Here is a 17,127-nt window from a genome sequence, read left to right on the forward strand (position 1 = left end):
CGAACAACAAAAGGCTTTGCTGTATGGCTGTTATCCGCAAGGAATGGTGGCGCGGCGGCGTCATCTACCAGGTCTACCCGCGCAGTTTCCTCGACAGCAACGACGACGGCGTCGGCGATCTGCCCGGCGTGCTGGCCAAGCTGGACTACATCGCCAGCCTCAACGTCGACGCCATCTGGCTGTCGCCCTTCTTCACCTCGCCGATGAAGGACTTCGGTTACGACGTCTCCGACTACCGCGGCGTCGACCCGCTGTTCGGCACCCTCGACGACTTCCGCGCGCTGGTGGCGGCCGCCCACGAGCGCGGCCTGCGCATCATCATCGACCAGGTGCTCAACCACTGCTCCGACCAGCACCCCTGGTTCGAGGAAAGCCGCAGCAGCCGCAGCAACGCCAAGGCGGACTGGTTCGTCTGGGCCGAGCCGAACCCGGACGGCACGCCGCCGAACAACTGGCTGTCGGTGTTCGGCGGCTCGGCCTGGAGCTGGGACGGCCGGCGCAAGCAGTACTACCTGCACAACTTCCTGGCCAGCCAGCCGGACCTCAACTTCCACTGCGCGGCGGTGCAGCAGCAACTGCTCGACGACATGCAGTTCTGGCTGGAGCTGGGCGTCGACGGCTTCCGCCTGGACGCCGCCAACTTCTACTTCCACGACCAGGCGCTGCGCAACAACCCGCCCAACCCGGATATCCGCGAGGGCGGCATCGGCGTGCGCGCCGACAACCCCTACGCCTACCAGCGCCATCTGTACGACAAGACCCAGCCGCAGAACCTCGACTTCCTGCGCCGCCTGCGCGCGCTGCTGGAGCGCTACCCCGGCACCGCCACGGTGGCGGAGATCGGCTGCGACGACTCGCTGCGCACCATGGCCGCCTACACCAGCGGCGGCGACACCCTGCACATGGCCTATTCCTTCGACCTGCTCACCGCCCAGTGCAGCCCGGCATTCATCCGCCACACTATCGAGAGCATCGAGCGCGAACTGGGCGACGGCTGGCCCTGCTGGTCGGTAGGCAACCACGACGTGGTGCGGGTGATCAGCCGCTGGGCCCTGGCCGGCGAGGAGAGCCCGGCGCGCGGCCGCCTGCTGATGGCGCTGCTGCTGTCGCTGCGCGGCAGCGTGTGCCTGTACCAGGGCGAGGAGCTGGGCCTGCCGGAGGCCGAGCTGGCCTATGAAGACCTGGTCGACCCCTACGGCATCCGTTTCTGGCCCGAGTTCAAGGGCCGCGACGGTTGCCGCACGCCGATGCCCTGGAGCCGCGACGGCGCCCACGCCGGCTTCTCCAGTGAGCGGCCCTGGCTGCCGCTGGACGAACGCCACCGCGCCCTGGCGGTGGACGTGCAGGAGGCCGACGCGGCCTCGATGCTCAACAGCTACCGGCGCTTCCTCGCCTGGCGCCAGGAGCAGCCGCTGCTGATCGAGGGCGAGATCCGCATACGCCACCACGACGACGACCTGCTGGTGTTCGAGCGACGCCTGGGCGAGCAGGCCTGGCTGTGCCTGTTCAACCTCGGCGCCCGCGAGCGACGTTACGACCTGCCGCTGATGGTCGAGCCGCTGGAGGGCGTGCCGGCCAGCACTGCCGAGTTCCTCGGCAGCTGGGTACACTTGCCGGCCCACGGCTTCGGCTTCGCCCGCCTGCTGGGCTAGGGCCCCTGCGTTTGCAGGAGCCCCGGCTCCTGCAGGTTTATCAAGCTTTCCGGCCGGGCCGAGTCCATCGCTGCCCGGCCCCTCTCGAGAGGCATCCCATGGCCAGCCTTACCCTGCGCAACATCTGCAAGCACTACGACGGCACCGCCATCACCCGCAACATCGACCTGGACATCGCCGACGGCGAGTTCGTGGTCTTCGTCGGCCCGTCCGGCTGCGGCAAGTCCACCCTGCTGCGGCTGATCGCCGGGCTGGAGGAGATCAGCTCCGGCGACCTGCTGATAGACGGCCAGCGGGTCAACGACCTGCCGCCGATGGAACGTTCGGTGGGTATGGTGTTCCAGTCCTACGCCCTCTACCCGCACATGACGGTGGCGGAGAACATGGCCTTCGGCCTCAAGCTGGCCAAGACCAACAAGGCGCAGATCCAGCGCAAGGTGGACGAGGTCTCGCGCATCCTGCAGCTCGATGCGCTGCTCGAACGCAAGCCCAAGGACCTCTCCGGCGGCCAGCGCCAGCGCGTGGCCATCGGCCGTACCCTGGTGCGCGAGCCCAAGGTGTTCCTGTTCGACGAGCCGCTGTCGAACCTCGACGCCTTCCTGCGCGTGCAGATGCGCATCGAGATCTCGCGCCTGCACCAGCGTCTCAAGTCGACCATGGTCTACGTCACCCACGACCAGGTCGAGGCCATGACCATGGCCGACAAGATCGTCGTGCTCGAGGCCGGACGCATCGCCCAGGTCGGCGCACCGCTGGAGCTCTACCACTACCCGCGCAACCGCTTCGTCGCCGGCTTCCTCGGCTCGCCGCAGATGAACTTCCTCCAGGTGCGCGCGCTCAGCGCCAGCAGCGAGGCGGTGGAGATCGAGATGCCCGGCGGCTACCGCATGCGCGTGCTGGTCGACGGCACGGGCGTCGAACCCGGCGAGCAGCTGACCCTGGGCGTGCGCCCGGAGCACTTCGTTGCCAGTGAGCAGGCCGACTTCGCCTTCTGCGGGCAGATCAGCGTGGCCGAGCGGCTGGGCGATCACAATTTGATCTACCTGAGCCTGGAGGGGGTGGAGGACATCATCACCCTGCGCAGCGACGGCGACCGCCGCGTTGCGGTGGGCGAGACCTTCGCCGCCGGGCTGATGGCCAACAAGTGCCACCTGTTCCGCGCCGACGGCCAGGCCTGCCCGCGGCATTACCGCGAGCCGGCGATCTACGGCTGAATCTGCGTGGCTCACCGCGCAGCTTCTCTGTAGGAGCCGCGCCCCGCGGCGAATGGCGGCAGGTTCAGGCAACGCGCAAACCCGTTTTCGCCCCCGGGGCGGGGCTCCTACAGGTTGCGCTGGTTTGCCGGGGGATGATGCTTCACCCATCGACCGTGGCACTATCTGGTGGATGAAAGAGCGTCATCGACCCTAGGGGTTGGTTGCACCACTCACCATCCTGCGCGCAAGGAGCCGCCATGCAACTGATCGGAATGCTCGACTCACCCTACGTTCGCCGCGTGGCGATCTCCCTGCAGCTGCTCGGGCTGCGCTTCGAGCACCGCGCCCTGTCGGTGTTCAGCACCTTCGACGAATTCCAGCGGATCAACCCGCTGGTCAAGGCGCCGACCCTGATCTGCGACGACGGCAGCGTGCTGATCGACTCCGGGCTGATCCTCGACTACGCCGAGACCCTGGCCGCGCCGCGCAGCCTGATGCCGAGCGCGCTGGCGCAACGCACCCAGGCGCTGCGCCGCGTCGGCCTGGCCCTGGCCGCCTGCGAGAAGAGCGTACAGGTGGTCTACGAGCTCAACCTCAGGCCGCGCGAGAAGCTGCACCAGCCCTGGCTGGAGCGGGTGACCGGCCAGCTGCACGCGGCCCTGCAGGCGCTGCAGGACGAGTGGGCAGGGCGGGTGCCGCAGCTGAGCGAGGCGAGCATCGACCAGGCCGCTGTCAGCACCGCGGTGGCCTGGCAGTTCGCCGTGCAGATGCTGCCCGAGCTGATCGACCCGGCGCGCTACCCGGCGCTGGTCGAGCTCTCGACCCGCACCGAACGCCTGGCGTCCTTTCGCGCGGCGCCCCACGGGCTGGGGACCTGCAGCGACTCGGCCTGATACGTGGTGCGACGGGGATGTCGCCATGGTCGATGGGGGGGCAGGAGCTATGGGAGCGGGGGCATGGCCCAGAGCGGATTGTCAGCGCCGGCAAAGCGGCCAGAAGCCGTAATGAAGGTTTCTACAAAGCGGTGGCGACTCAACAGCGAGCACTAGCCGGCCAGTGCTCGCCGCAACTCGGCAGTCAGTCACAGCGCAGCCGTGTAGCCAATCCAGTCAGAGGCCGATGTTCACCTCTCGTTGGAGCGCTGCAGCAGCACGCCCAGCCCTGTGATGCCAAGTAGCACTGCTGCCAGTATCAGATTGATCGGGATCCCCAACTCACGCAAAGATTCGCTGGCATATACGTCTGTACCAGGGATTAGGTAGGCGACGAACAGACCAGGCCAGAAGCTTGCCGGTGCCAGTGCGGAAGCCCACACCTGGCCACGCCTCAGCGCGGCCAGGGAAAACAGGCTGACCAGCACCAGGGTGGTGAACTGCATGCCGATATGAAATCGCGCATGGCCTGGCCAATCCGGATTGAACAAGTGGCTAGCGTTGAATACGTCGGCGATGGCCACTATTGCCACGGTGGCGACAATAGCGAAACCAAGCATGGCTTTACCAAGCGATGAGCGAGTCATGATGGACGGCCTCACAGGCTCGGATAATCAATGAAGCCCGCATCCTCGCCGCCATACAAAGTGGCTCGGTCGGCTTGAGCCAGTTCGGCGCCTCGGGCAAAGCGCTCCGGCAGGTCTGGATTGGCCACGAATGGGGTGCCGAACGACACTAACGCGGCCTCGCCGGCTTTGAGGGCCGCCTCGCCACCCTCTGCGTCATAGCCACCGTTGGCGATCAATGGGCTGTTTATTTGCGGACCGAAAGTTGCCAGTACGTCACGCGGCCAGTGGGGGAAGTTGTCCAGCGGAAACAGTGCGCGCATCAGGTGCACATAACCGGGCTGCAGCCTATTTAGCTCATCAATCAAGTAGCTGTAGAGCGCCAGTGGATCGCTGTCGATCATGCCGTTGAACGGAATCACCGGCGACAGTTTGATCCCCACGCGAGTGGAGCCCCACACCTCGATCAACGCCTGCATCACTTCGAGCACGAAACGGCTGCGCTTGGCGATGCTGCCGCCGTAGGCGTCGGTACGCAGGTTGGCCGAGTCCACCAGAAACTGGTTCGGCAGATAGCCGAACGCGGCATGCAACTCGACACCGTCAAAACCGGCACGCTTGGCGTTTTCCGCGGCGCGGCGGTAATCGACGATGACCGCCTGGATTTCGCTCAAGGTCAGTGCGCGCGGCACCTCGTAATCCCGCATGCCGTCCAGGGTGAAGTGCTGCTGTCCCTGAATCGCGACCGCCGACGGCGCCACCGGCAGCAGGCCGCCGCGCACACTGGAGTGGCCGACCCGGCCGGTATGCCAGAGCTGCGCGAAGATCTTGCCGCCGGCCGCATGCACCGCCGCCGTTACCTGTTGCCAGGCGGCAATTTGCTTCTCGCTGTAGAGGCCGGGAGTCAGCGGACTGCCGATGGCATCTGCCGAGATATTGATCGCCTCGCTGATGATCAGTCCGGCACTGGCTCGCTGGGCGTAGTAAGTGGCCGTGGACGCCCGCGGCACCCCGGCAGCATCGGCTCGTGAGCGCGTCATCGGCGCCATCACCATGTGGTTGCGCAGATCAAGATCATGCAAGCGAGCCGGGCTGAGCAATTGAGCGGTCATGGGAAAGTCTCCAGGTTCACGCAGAGGGACATCAGGCGTGAACGGATCATCCGGTCCGGCATGTATAGGATAAAGTCACGAAATCAGGAATGATTGCTCCACCAATGGAGCAATGGAGTGCTGGATGAAACTGCTCAATGACATGGCCCTGTTCGTCGAGGTGATCAAGGCCAACAGCTTTCGCGGCGCCGCCGAGGCGCTCGGCATACCCAACTCCACGGTCTCGCGGCGCATCGCCGAATTGGAAAGACGTATCGGCCTACGCCTGCTCAACCGCACTACACGGCGTATCGAACTCACCGAAGGCGGTCGTCTGTATTTCGAGCGCTGCCGGCGTATCGTCGACGAGGCGCGCCTGGCCCATGAAGAGATTTCCGAGCTTGTGGACAACCCGAGCGGCCTGATCCGCTTGTCCATGCCTATCGACTTCGGGGTGGTCTACCTGGCACCACTGTTGGCCGAATTCGCCGAGCGCTACCCGCAGATCCGGTTCGACTTGGACCTCACGCCCAAGCGCCTGGACCTGATCCGCGACCCGGTTGATCTGGTGATTCGTATCGGCGCCCTGCCTGACTCACAGTTGATTGCCCGGCCCCTTGGTACCCTGCAGCGCAGTCTCTATGCCAGTCCGGGCTACCTGGCCCGGCATGGTATGCCGGACAGCCCGGCAGCACTGCTGCAGCATGAGTGTCTGCGCATGCTTGATGCACCCTGGGTACTGCACGATACCCAGCAGAGACTTAGCCTGGCGGTGGAGGGGCGCTACTTGCTGAACAACATCGGCATGCTGCGTCGCCTGGCCCTGCTCGGCCAGGGAATCGCCATGCTGGTGGACGAAATGATCAGCGAGGATCTTGCCCAAGGCCGCTTGCATCGCGTACTGCCCGACTGGAAGGCGGAGGCCCTGCCGGTTTACGCGATTACCGAGACGCGTCTCGTGCCGGCCAAGGTACGGGTGTTGATTGATTTCCTCACGGACCAGTTCAACCGTGGCTGAAGGAAGCCAGCTGCATGCGCGTTGGCAATTGCTTGGCAAGAAAGCCGACCTGAGTCGACCAAAAATTCGTAGACGCCGGATGGCTTCCTGTTGCGAGTTGGGTTACTGGTGCTGCAGCAGAGGTATTGCTCATGTGCTGCCCAGGACGCCGTAGGAGCGTTGCTTGACTTATGGCGACCTGGGAATCACATGCGCAGGAAGGATCGGGGATCTGCTCGACTTACTTCTTGAGGAAGTCCAGCAGATCTTGGTTAAGCCGCTCCTTGTGGGTGTCTGCCAGACCGTGGGGGGCGCCGGGATACACGATCAGAGTCGCGCCCTTGATCAGTGCTGCCGAGGCCCGTGCCGAAGCATCCAGGGGGACGATCTGGTCGTCGTCGCCATGGATGACCAAGGTTGGCACGTCGAACTTCTGCAGATCCTCGCGGAAGTCGGTAGCCGAGAAGGCCGCGATCGAGTCGTAGGTGTTCTTGTGGCCGGCCTGCATACCCTGCACCCAGAACGACTGGATCAGGCCCTGCGAGGGCTTGGAACCCGGGCGGTTGAAACCGAAGAAGGGGCCCGAGGCGATATCCAGGTAGAGCTGCGAGCGGTTCTCCAGGGAGGCCTTGCGCAGGTCGTCGAACACCTCGATGGACAAGCCGTCGGGGTTGCTCTCGGTCTTCAGCATCAGCGGCGGAACGGCGGCGACCAGCACCGCCTTCTTCACTCGAACGGTGCCATGGCGGCCGATATAGCGTGCTACTTCGCCACCGCCGGTGGAGAAACCGACCAGGGTTACCCCCTTGAGGTCCAGGGCTTCCAGCACTGCGGCCAGGTCATCGGCATAGTGGTCCATGTCGTTGCCTTCCCAGGGCTGGCTGGAGCGACCGTGGCCGCGACGATCATGAGCGACCACGCGGTAGCCCTTCGAGGCGAGGAACAGCATCTGTGCTTCCCAGCTGTCCGAGTTCAGCGGCCAGCCGTGGCTGAAGGCGACCACCTGGCCGTCTCGTGGCCCCCAGTCCTTGTAATAGAGCTGTACGTCGTCTTTGGTTGTGATGTAGCTGGCAGACTGGACGACGCTGCCGACGGCGGGAGCGCTGGCGCCAGCCTTGGCGGGTTGTGCGGCCTCGGCGGACAGGGTGGCGAGCGCCAGGGTGGCCAGAGCCAGGGTGCGATTCAGAGTGTTCATCGTGTTTCTCCAAGAGTGTCGGGTTGACTGGTTGCGACCGGCGATGATCGCGTCTTGGAGACTAGGGAGAGACAGGGGGCACGAGAACTGCAGCGGCGCCGATGGCTGTCATAGCCACGGCCGATGGCCATTCAGCCAGGGCCGTTCGGCCCCACGCTACGTGCTGGGCTCCAGTTGCGCACTGAGATAGATCTGACGGCGCAGCCATTGGTGGCCGGCATCCTTCTGATTGCGGGGATGCCACGCCAGTGCCAAGCGAAGCGCAGCCAGACCCAAGGGCGGTTCGAAGAGGTCCAGACTGTCGGCGTACTGGTTCATGAAGCGCGAGGGCAGCGTGCACACCGCGTCGGTTGCGGCAAGAACCAGCGGAACATGGGAGTAATTCTGAACCGAATAGACAACGTTGCGCGAGCGGCCCAGTTCAAGGAGCACGTCGTCCACCCTGCCGGCGAAACGTCCGCCCTGGGTGGAAACGAGTACGTGGTCGAGGGCGCAGAAGCCGTCGATATCAAGGGGGCCGGTGCCGCGTGGGTGTCCCTTGCGTTGCGCGGTTCGAAAACCGTCCTCCCATAGCGGGCGCTGCATGAGGTCTTCGGGCAAGCCGTCCGGCACCGTGATCAACAGATCGATCTGCCCTCTCTCGAGCCTCTCGTACACATCGGATGGCGGGTAGACGCAGGCCAGCCTTGCGTTCGGAGCCTCGCTCGCCAGGCTTGCACTGAGCCCGGGAAGGAGCGCCGCTGCCGGGGTTTCGAACAGGGCGACGACGAAGGTGCGCGTGGTGGTGGCCGGGTCGAAGAGCTCGGGCTGGCTGACCAGCCGCTTGAGCCCCTCCAGCACATGCAGCAGCTCCTGCTCCAACGCCTCCGCGCGCGGCGTAGGCACCACGCCGCGGCCATTCGCCGCCGGCACGAACAAGGGGTCGGCGAGGATATCGCGCAGGCGCGCCAGGCGTCCCGAGAGAGCCGGTTGGCTGATCCCCAGTTGCGCGGCGGCACGCGTGACGTTGCGCTCCTCGAGCAGGGCCTTGAGCGCGAGCAGCAAGGCTCCGTCGATATCCGTGTAGTTCATCGCCCGCTCCCGGTTGGCGTGGTGACCTACCGGGGATGAAAGCAGACCTGGCGTCGAGTTGCATAGCCTTGCGATGGCGCCGGGCCGATAAGCCGCTATCGCCGCCTTGGCCGCCGGGAGAGCGCTCGGCTAAACCTCTGACCTCAATCGCGATTGCGGTACTCGGCCGGTACCCAGTCGTACTTGCCGGCCTCACGACGTATGTGGCCAACGCCGGGGAACGGCAGGTGGGCAACCGCCGACAGTCGCCTCTCGCGTGCGGCCGTCTCGAACTGTTGCAGGCGCTGGGCGCGCGCCGCCTGCTGATCGACGTCGAAGGTGATGGTCACTTCGGGCTGGGGGAACTGGACGAGACCGACATGCATGATGTCGCCCCAGAAATCGATGCTTTCACCCGCACTTTCCACCCTGTAGAAGCTGTGCCCGGGGGTGTGGCCCGGCGTGGGGATGGCGGTGATACCGGGCAGGATCTGGGATCTGGCGGAGAAGCTCTTGACCTTGCCGGCATCCAGATAAGGACCGATGGTCTTCTGTGCTTCCTCCAGGTGGGCGGGCTTTAGGCCCCTGGCCAGGTTGGCGGGGTCGAGGAAGAAGTTGATGTCGGCCTGTCCGACATGGATGGTCGCGTTGGCGAACAGCATCCGCCCGCCGCGCGTCAGGCCGCCGGAGTGATCGGTATGGATGTGGGTGATCAGGATGTCGCTGATCTGCTCCGGCCGGTACCCGGCCGCTGCCAGGCTCTCGGGCAGCTTGCCCGCCACGGCGCCGAAAAGCTCGCCGGCCCCGCTGTCGACCAGCACCACTCGCGCACCGGTGTCGACCACATAGGCGTTGATCGAGGTCTCCAGTGGATTACGGGCAAAGCCTCTGTGCAGCAGCGCGTCGATTTGCTTCGCGCTGATGCCCCGCAGCAGCGGATGCAGGTCCAGCGGTAGCGTACCGTCGCTCAGGGCGGTGATGCGGAACTTGCCGAGGGTGAAGCGGTAGACTCCCGCGACCTGCGGCTTATGAGCCGAAGCAGTGTTCGCCACCGATACCGCGGGGGTTTCCGTCGCAGTGGCCGACCAGGAATAGAGTGCGCCAAAAGATAGGCTGGCAATGAGTAGCGCCTTGAGAGGACGCTGCAGCTGATGGTTCATGGTGAGCACCTTTGCTGACGCGACCATCGGTGATCGCTAGGACAACGATAGATAGCTTGCGAGCGGCAGAGAACCCGGGGCGCGCTTATACGAGCCATAGTCATGGCCGATGGCTTCGACGCACGTACACATCGACCTGGCGCGGCTGTCTGGCGCGTATCCCCTGCTCTCTGGCGGCGCGGAACTCGCCCCTCGGCATCCGGCTCGCCTAGCTTTGCAGGAAGGCCGTGAGGCCGCTTGCCAACTGATCGAAGGCCAGGTCGATGCGTGGTATGCGGCGCAGATCCCGGTGCGTGGCGATCCAAACCTCCACGGCGAAATCCACCTGGCGCGGCAGCACCCGGACCAGTCCCCAGCGTTCGGCCAGCTGCCTGGGGCATACGCCGATGCCCATTCCGGCGCGCAGGGCCGCCTGCTGGGCATTGTGATTGTCCGTACGCAGTTGCAAGCGCAGCCCCTCGCCGGCAAAACCCTGCGCGGCGAGCGTGCGCAGGTCGGCGAGGCTCCTGTCGGGGCCGATCATAGGCAGCTTCGACAAACTCTCCAGATCCTCTGGGTGTCCGTGGTGTTCAAGAAACTCCTGGGTTGCATACAGCCCGACCTGCAGTGCGCCGAGGCAGCGCGTGAGCACATCCGACTCGGTCGGGCGTTGGGTGCGGATGGCAATATCCGCCTCCTGCAGGGCGATGGCTTCGAGGCGATTGCTCACGCTCATCTCAAAGACCAGCTCGGGGTGCGCTCGGCAGATGGGTTGCAGCAGCGCCGGCAACACTTCGATGCCGAGCAGGTCGCTGCTGGTGATACGCACCGTGCCGCCCTGGCTCTTCTGCGCCGATGCCGCACGATTGAAGGCCTCGGCCGCGACAGCCATGGCCTCCGCATGGGCGATCAGTTCGCGCGCCATGTCGGTGGGGATCAGTCCGGATGCAGTGCGGGTGAACAGACTCACGCCGACACTGGACTCCAACGCTTCGATGCGCCGGCGTGCCGTCGCTTGGGCGATGCCGAGCAGGCGTGCGGCTCCGGAAAGACTACCGGTACGCAGCACGGCGAGGAAGGCGCGTTGGTTGTCCCAGTGCAGGTTCGGCAGGCTCATACATTTCCTACTAGCGGCGCAGCAGATTTGGGGAATAGGCTCAGGGCGAGCCGGTCTGCATGCTATTGAAAAATCGACCATGCGGCACAGATCGAGCGCCGCTCGCACAAGGAGTTTCACATGAAGGTTACTGGCCAGTGCCATTGTGGCGCGGTGACGTACCGACTCGTCACCGAGGAGCTGCCCGCCATCTATGCCTGTCATTGCCTGGATTGCCAGACCACCAGCGGCAGCGCCTTTGGCTTGCATGCATTGTTGCCAGCGGAGGCTATCGAAGTCGAAGGGCCACTCAGCGAGTACAGCTACGAGCGCGCGGGCCATGTCAGTCGTCAACGGCGTTGCTCGAGGTGCCATACGCGCCTCTACAACAGCACCAGCGCTGCGCCAGGCATGCTGGTGTTGAGAGCCGGAACACTGGACAACAGCACGCAAATCAGCCCCATGGCGCACCTCTGGACCCGTCGCAAACAGAGCTGGGTCACAATTCCAGACCATCTACCGGCCTGGCCGGAGAGCCCGACTGCGCAGGAGTTTGCCGACGCGATAGCGCTGTCACGTACAGCGAGGTGCTAGGTTACGGCGGCCTTCGAACCTCGGCGCCGGTTCGGTTTTTTCACCTAAAGCCCTTGCCGCCCTAGAATTGTGCGCATTGTCGCTGACGGCAGGGGCAATAGCCGAACCTCAGAAATAACTCTGGACCGGAGCGACTGTCCATGCCGCAGCCACTGTGGAGATTTATGGGCCTGGAGCTTTAATGAGCTGATGGTCGCTTAGAACCTGTCGCATCGAGCCGAAGCCGCCCATTAGCTGACGGTCAGAGCAGTAGTGAAAAGGGTGGCAGATTTATTTATCGGGATCACTGTCCGCTTTTGGCCGATTGCAGCCGGTTACGACGGGCAGCTACCGCCTAAAAGCGGACAATCCGATCAGGGAGTGGGCGCAGAAGCCAGCCCCCCCTTCTAAATCAGAAATCCAGCGCAACATAAAGCTCATGTAGGGCAAGTTGGCTTGCCCTACATGAGCTGCTGTGTCTACCTGAGAGAGGCGTAATCAGCTGGTATAGCGATCGGCGGGAACGCTCAGGGACAGGTTTGGCATGAGCTTTTGCCGCGCGGCCTCATAAGCTTCCAGCTCGGTGATGTCCGGCAGGGCGGGGATGGTGACCAACTCGCCTTGGTCGAAGCCGGCCAGCGCGGCATCCACCATGGCATCCGCCTGCATGACGATGGCGCTGGGTAAGTACTCTACAGGGGTGCCGGCCGCAGCCCAGAAATCGGTTGCGGTTGCGCCGGGCAGTACGGCCTGGACCCTGACGTTCAGCTCGTGGAGCTCCTTGTGCAGAGACTGGCTGAAGGCGAGGACGAAGGCCTTGGATCCGCCGTACACACCATTCAGTATCTCCGGCGCGATGGCGACGATCGAGGCGATGTTGATGATGGTGCCGCCACCTTGGGCGACGAAGCCCGGGGCGGCCGCGTACGTCAGGCGCATCAGCACGTTCACGTTGAGCGTTAGCAAGTCTTCCAGTTCGTCGACGTTCGACTCCAGCAATGGATGGGTTGCACCGACGCCGGCGTTGTTCACCAGCGTCGTGATGCTGTAGTCCTTGCGAAGGATGTCTTCGACCCGCGCCAGATCGGCCTTGTTGGTTAGGTCGGCAACTACAACCTCAATGTTTCTTCCGGTTTCGTCGCTCAGGCACTTGGCCAGCGCATTGAGGCGCTCACGATTGCGGGCGATCAGGATCAAGTCGTGGCCACGGCGAGCCAGGCGGTCGGCGTAGACGGCACCGATGCCGGACGAGGCGCCGGTGATGAGTGCGGTACCAGGATGGGAGTGAGTCATGTCATTTCTCCAGGGTGGGGGGGACTGGAGAGCAGAGTGCGACGGTTTTACTATGTCTTAAATGACATTTATAGTCGTGTTTTAGGTCATCTGCGGAGGCGCACATGCATCGAATCGGCTACCTGCTGATGGATGGTTTCCAAGTGCTTTCGTTGGCTACCCAGACCGTATTCGAGTACGCCAACCTCGTCGCGAAGGAACCCTTCTACAGCATCGAGAACTTCTCTCCGGCTGGCGGATTGGTGCGCTCCTCGCTGGGGCTGGCCGTCGAGACGCGCCCATTGGACGCCCCCCGCCTGGCGGACACCTGGATGGTCATCGGGGTCAATGACCCGCTGGCAGCGGCGACTCCGGAGGCGGCCCTCGATTTCGTGCGTCAGGCCGGCAGCCAGGCACGGCGTACGGTGGGCGTCTGCACCGGCGGCTTCGTGCTGGCCGAGGCGGGCCTGCTGGCCGGGCGCCGCGCGACGACCCACTGGGCCTTCGCCCAGGCAATGCGCAAGCGCTTTCCAGACATCGAAGTCGAGGACGATCGCATCTTCCTCATCGACGGGCCCATCTGGACCTCCGCCGGTATGACCGCAGGGCTCGACCTGGCACTCGGCATGGTGGAGAAGGACCTGGGCGCGGAGGCGGCCCGCTCGGTCGCCCGCAAGCTGGTGATGCACCAGCGGCGCTCCGGCGGGCAGTCCCAGCATTCGGAGATGCTCGATCTGGCGCCCAAGTCCGACCGTATCCAGAACGCGCTGAACTATGCGCGCAACCACCTGAGTCGCTCGCTCAGCGTCGAGGAGCTGGCGGAGGTCGTGCACCTGAGCCCGCGTCAGTTCACCCGCGTATTCACCGCCGAAACCGGTCATTCCCCGGCCCAGGCCATCGAGGGGCTGCGTCTGGAAGCGGCGCGCCTGATGATCGAGCAGAGCCGCCACTCCCTGGACGTGGTCGCCAGGGAAACCGGGTTTCGCGATCGCCGCCACATGCGCGAGGCTTTTCTCCGTGGCTTCGGCGTGCCACCCCAGGCCGTGCGGCGGGATGCCCGTGGCGTGACGGGGTGAGGGCCGCCTCGGTCGGGTTGTATCCCTCCGTATCCCAGCGCCTGCGCGCACATGCGCATGCAAACCGGCCGCGGGACGACACACCTGAGACCTCTGCGTCTTCGAGTCTTGGTCCGACCACCTGGTCGCCGAGATGAGCGAAGCAGGTCAGGAATGATGCCCACAATCCGAGCGGAAGCTATCCGATGATGGCCCTGAAGAACCTGCTGACGTCCGTCGTCTTTTCGCTGGCTGGCGTTGCCGTACACAGCAACGCCGCCAGCGAGAATCACCGTAACTCCAGCGGTGTTTGTTTCCAGACGACGCCAATAAGGAGTCTGCTGCTGGCTGCTGATCGCCCTCCCAGTCCGGCCAAGCTTTTATCCTGGATGAGTGACTGAAGCTCAGTGCCAGTGCGCACAGCGCCGGTAGGGACAGCAGGGGCTGAACGGTACCCACCAGCATGCCGCCCATTAGCACAAAGGTCAGGGACGACCAGAACACCGGAGAAAGCCAGCAGAGACGCGGGAGTCGGGGCAAGCAGGGCAAGGTGTTTCATAGTGCGATCTTTGGATAGGGCGGCTGCCGGGGCGGAGTACCACACGTCTAAAATATGATGGTCATAATCTAATTTCGTGTATATATGTTGCTCATAATATGAATTGTCCTGCCGAGGACGAAACAACCAACGGAGGTGCACTCGATGAGCAATGAACAACAAGCGGTGCAGTGCGATGCGAAATGCGCTTTGGCGCTCGCCGTTAGCAACGACGACTGGCAGGCCATGGAATGGCAGTTGATTGCCCTGGCATTGAAAGGCGTAGAAGAAGGAGCCAGGTCATGAGCCCATCCCGTCTGCTGCTTGCAATCCTGATGATGCTAACTGCCCTGGGGGAAATCTCCACACAGTTGTTGATTCCTGCCCTGAGCAGGATCGAACAGGGCCTCGGTGCGATGCCTGGAGCCAGCGTTGCGGCGTTGTCCGGTTTTGTCGCCGCATTTGGTATCGGACAGTTGCTGCTGGGACCGCTATCCGATCGGATTGGCCGGCGGCCGGTTCTGATCGGCGGCCTCACGCTTTATTTGGCCGCCACTGGCTGGATGCTGCTGGCCGACAGCATGACCGGCTTCATCCTCGGGCGTGTGGCCCAAGGTTTTGGTGCCTGCGCCGCTTTGGTCCTGGCGCGAGCTATCGTCCGCGATGCTTGGAAGGCCCAGGCCGCGCCGGCCTTGGCGCTGACGGTCATCGGTATGCTCAGCGCAATCGCCCTGGCTCCGATGGTAGGTGGTCTGCTGACCCAATGGGGTGGCTGGCATGCCCCCGTTCTGGCGTCGATGGCTATAGGTAGCATCGCGTTGCTGTTGGTGCTGGCGTTCTACCGTGAGTCCAATCTCAGCCTTGATCCCACAGCTGGGCATCCGGCTACCTTGGCGCGGGACTACTTCGACCTGCTCAAGCAGCGTTCTAGTCGTGCCCTGGCCTTGACCCTTGCGGGTACCTACGGAGCGATGTTCGCTGTGATAGCAGGCTCATCCGCGGTCTACATCAATCTGCTGGGACTGAGCTCGGCGCAGTACGGAATGGTGTTTGGAATAACAATCTCTGGCCTGATCGCCGGTGCCCTGTTCACCCAGCGCAAGATCATGCAATTGGGGCCGCAGCGCATTGTGGGGATTGGCATCAGTTTGGTCGCTGCCGGTGCCGTACTCTCTATTCTGGTGCACTCTGCACTCTGCACTCGGTTTGTCGGTGCTGGGCGTCTCCCTGCCGCAGGTACTGGTAACCCTGGGGGGCGGCATGCTGATCCCTGCGTCGGTTGCTGGCGTGGTCATACCCAATGCTCATCGTGCTGGGCTCGCCGCTGGCCTGATGGGCTTCTCGCAGATGCTCGGTGCTACTTGCAGTGGCTTATTGCTAAGCGCCCTGCAGGACGGCACTGCCTGGCCGATGATGGGTCTGCAGGGCGCATTCGCTGTAAGTGCCTTTAGCCTGTTCCATCTAATGACCCGCAAGGCGCGTAGCGCGGCTGTGTCAGCAGCGGGTTAGACGGTTGCATAAATATCTCTGGCATCGGCTGTAGATATCTATCGCAATGGGATTGAAAGGTCAGCTATTGGCCGGTAGCTGCGTGTCACCGATGACCGCTTCCGGCCAATAGCGGACGGTCAGCTCCTAGTTAGGATTCCATCTCTTCGCGATAGAGAACCATCCCGGCGTGGTAGAGCACACCATCGCGGAACTCGCCATCTGCGGTGAAGCCGGTATCGTCCACATATTCGATATGGTCGCCCTCAAGCCAGTAGCGCCCCTGATAGGCACTTTTCTTCTTGCCGCGGGCTTCATCATAGCGGCCACCGGCAAGCAGCTCGTGACGAATGCGGCCATCCGCGGTAACCCACATGCCAACGTACTTGTTCTGATCTCCCCACGGTTTCGCCATTTTGCTGATCCTCTGCTTGGGAAAGATGCGACTTGCCTTGCCTGGTCTTGGCGATGCGGCTGCGCGAGCCTGCGCGCTAGCTGGCCTTACAGAAGGCCAGCCGCGTAGTTGCTCAACCGTCAGAAGGGGCTCGCGGTGGGCCGCACGATCAGCTCGCTGACGTCTACGTCCGCGGGCTGTTCGACGGCATAGGCGATTGCTCGAGCGATGGCCTCGGCAGGGATGGCGATCTTGCGGAACTCCACCATTTCGGCGCGACCGCCCTCATCGGAGATACTGTCAGCCAGCTCGGATTCGGTTACGCCAGGTGCGATGACGGTCACCCGGATGTCGCCGCCGACCTCCTGCCGGAGGCCCTCGGAAATGGCTCGCACGGCGTACTTGGTCGCACAGTAGACAGCCGCGGTCGGACTGACGGCGTATGCACCAATCGAGGCGATGTTGATGATCTGCCCGGCGCGTTGCTGCTGCATCAGCGGAAGAGTCGCTGCGATGCCGTGCAGCACCCCACGAATGTTGACATCGATCATGCGGTCCCACTCGTCCACCTTGAGAGCTTCGAGTTTGGAAAGCGGCATTACGCCCGCGTTGTTGATCAGGACATCGACCCGACCGAAGCGAGTGACGGTGAAGTCAATGAAGTCCCGGACGTCCTGTCTGCTGGTCACATCGAGGGCCCGAAACGCGGCAGTTCCACCGGTTCCCTGAATCTCGCCTGCAATCTGCTCGAGACGGTCAGTGCGCCGAGCGCCCAGCATCACCTTCGCTCCGCGGCTGGCCAGCAGCCGTGCAGTGGCTTCACCAATACCGCTGCTGGCGCCAGTAATGACGATGACCTTGCCTTCAACATTCTTCATGGTCTTTTCCTCTCC

At 63.7% G+C, this 17,127-nt stretch carries 17 protein-coding genes and 1 pseudogene; 9 read left to right on the plus strand and 9 right to left on the minus strand.

All coding sequences use genetic code 11. The features are described from left to right. Positions 1-23 precede the first annotated feature (23 nt). From ACW9UL_RS07500 to ACW9UL_RS07510, 3 genes are all read left to right on the plus strand, one after another. The gene (locus ACW9UL_RS07500) at positions 24-1,652 is read left to right on the plus strand and encodes an alpha-glucosidase (RefSeq protein WP_397496506.1); all 1,629 of its coding nucleotides are present in this window, start codon (positions 24-26) and stop codon (positions 1,650-1,652) included. A gap of 98 nt (positions 1,653-1,750) precedes the next feature. Continuing rightward, complete coding sequence (malK, locus tag ACW9UL_RS07505) at positions 1,751-2,866, plus strand: maltose/maltodextrin ABC transporter ATP-binding protein MalK (protein WP_457789853.1); 1,116 nt, start codon at positions 1,751-1,753, stop codon at positions 2,864-2,866. 239 nt (positions 2,867-3,105) lie between these two features. After that, positions 3,106-3,741 (plus strand): glutathione S-transferase, encoded by a 636-nt coding sequence (locus ACW9UL_RS07510; RefSeq protein WP_457789855.1) that lies wholly within the window; start codon positions 3,106-3,108, stop codon positions 3,739-3,741. 230 nt (positions 3,742-3,971) lie between these two features. Here the strand turns inward: ACW9UL_RS07510 and ACW9UL_RS07515 are convergent, their stop codons facing one another. Both ACW9UL_RS07515 and ACW9UL_RS07520 read right to left on the minus strand, forming a co-directional pair. Continuing rightward, positions 3,972-4,367: a hypothetical protein gene (locus ACW9UL_RS07515; RefSeq protein ID WP_122107667.1), complete on the minus strand. Its 396-nt coding sequence runs from the start codon at positions 4,365-4,367 to the stop codon at positions 3,972-3,974. An 11-nt stretch (positions 4,368-4,378) separates the two neighbouring features. Continuing rightward, on the minus strand, positions 4,379-5,458 hold the full coding sequence (locus ACW9UL_RS07520) for an alkene reductase (protein ID WP_457789857.1): 1,080 nt from the start codon (positions 5,456-5,458) through the stop codon (positions 4,379-4,381). Between the two features lie 124 nt (positions 5,459-5,582). Between ACW9UL_RS07520 and ACW9UL_RS07525 the strand changes: the two genes are divergently transcribed. Continuing rightward, positions 5,583-6,455, plus strand: coding sequence for a LysR family transcriptional regulator (locus tag ACW9UL_RS07525; protein WP_457789859.1), 873 nt, complete (start codon positions 5,583-5,585; stop codon positions 6,453-6,455). Positions 6,456-6,675: 220 nt separating this feature from the next. On the opposite strand, the gene ACW9UL_RS07530 is transcribed toward ACW9UL_RS07525, so the two are convergent. From ACW9UL_RS07530 to ACW9UL_RS07545, 4 genes are all read right to left on the minus strand, one after another. Then, the gene (locus tag ACW9UL_RS07530) at positions 6,676-7,629 is read right to left on the minus strand and encodes an alpha/beta fold hydrolase (RefSeq protein WP_457789861.1); all 954 of its coding nucleotides are present in this window, start codon (positions 7,627-7,629) and stop codon (positions 6,676-6,678) included. 156 nt (positions 7,630-7,785) lie between these two features. After that, positions 7,786-8,700, minus strand: a complete 915-nt coding sequence (locus ACW9UL_RS07535) for a LysR family transcriptional regulator (RefSeq protein ID WP_457789862.1) — start codon at positions 8,698-8,700, stop codon at positions 7,786-7,788. A gap of 143 nt (positions 8,701-8,843) precedes the next feature. Then, entirely contained in the window at positions 8,844-9,839 is a 996-nt protein-coding gene (locus ACW9UL_RS07540; RefSeq protein ID WP_457789864.1) for an MBL fold metallo-hydrolase, read from the minus strand. A 208-nt stretch (positions 9,840-10,047) separates the two neighbouring features. Continuing rightward, entirely contained in the window at positions 10,048-10,935 is an 888-nt protein-coding gene (locus ACW9UL_RS07545; protein ID WP_457789865.1) for a LysR family transcriptional regulator, read from the minus strand. 120 nt (positions 10,936-11,055) lie between these two features. On the opposite strand from ACW9UL_RS07545, the gene ACW9UL_RS07550 reads away from it, so the two are divergent. Next, complete coding sequence (locus ACW9UL_RS07550) at positions 11,056-11,508, plus strand: GFA family protein (protein WP_021444265.1); 453 nt, start codon at positions 11,056-11,058, stop codon at positions 11,506-11,508. Between the two features lie 477 nt (positions 11,509-11,985). On the opposite strand, the gene ACW9UL_RS07555 is transcribed toward ACW9UL_RS07550, so the two are convergent. Beyond that, positions 11,986-12,780, minus strand: a complete 795-nt coding sequence (locus ACW9UL_RS07555) for an SDR family NAD(P)-dependent oxidoreductase (RefSeq protein ID WP_457789867.1) — start codon at positions 12,778-12,780, stop codon at positions 11,986-11,988. A gap of 104 nt (positions 12,781-12,884) precedes the next feature. Here ACW9UL_RS07555 and ACW9UL_RS07560 point away from each other — a divergent pair, with 104 nt between their 5' ends. The 4 genes and pseudogenes from ACW9UL_RS07560 to ACW9UL_RS07575 all read left to right on the plus strand — a co-directional run bounded on the left by ACW9UL_RS07560 (position 12,885) and on the right by ACW9UL_RS07575 (position 15,861). Beyond that, on the plus strand, positions 12,885-13,835 hold the full coding sequence (locus ACW9UL_RS07560) for a GlxA family transcriptional regulator (protein WP_457789869.1): 951 nt from the start codon (positions 12,885-12,887) through the stop codon (positions 13,833-13,835). A 185-nt stretch (positions 13,836-14,020) separates the two neighbouring features. Beyond that, positions 14,021-14,215: a hypothetical protein gene (locus tag ACW9UL_RS07565; protein ID WP_457789871.1), complete on the plus strand. Its 195-nt coding sequence runs from the start codon at positions 14,021-14,023 to the stop codon at positions 14,213-14,215. Positions 14,216-14,517: 302 nt separating this feature from the next. Continuing rightward, on the plus strand, positions 14,518-14,658 hold the full coding sequence (locus ACW9UL_RS07570; protein ID WP_457789873.1) for a hypothetical protein: 141 nt from the start codon (positions 14,518-14,520) through the stop codon (positions 14,656-14,658). Next, positions 14,655-15,861, plus strand: a pseudogene (locus tag ACW9UL_RS07575) (MFS transporter). Before ACW9UL_RS07570 ends, ACW9UL_RS07575 begins: the two are co-directional and overlap by 4 nt. A 130-nt stretch (positions 15,862-15,991) precedes the next feature. On the opposite strand, the gene ACW9UL_RS07580 reads toward ACW9UL_RS07575, so the two are convergent. Together ACW9UL_RS07580 and ACW9UL_RS07585 are read right to left on the minus strand one after the other, a co-directional pair. Then, a complete protein-coding gene (locus ACW9UL_RS07580; protein ID WP_457789875.1) occupies positions 15,992-16,255 on the minus strand; it encodes an Atu4866 domain-containing protein in 264 nt (87 codons plus the stop codon). A 119-nt stretch (positions 16,256-16,374) separates the two neighbouring features. Then, positions 16,375-17,112, minus strand: coding sequence for an SDR family oxidoreductase (locus tag ACW9UL_RS07585; RefSeq protein ID WP_457789877.1), 738 nt, complete (start codon positions 17,110-17,112; stop codon positions 16,375-16,377). Between the last annotated feature and the right edge of the window lie 15 nt (positions 17,113-17,127).

It is taken from the genome of Pseudomonas sp. PL-6 (genome assembly GCF_054110165.1).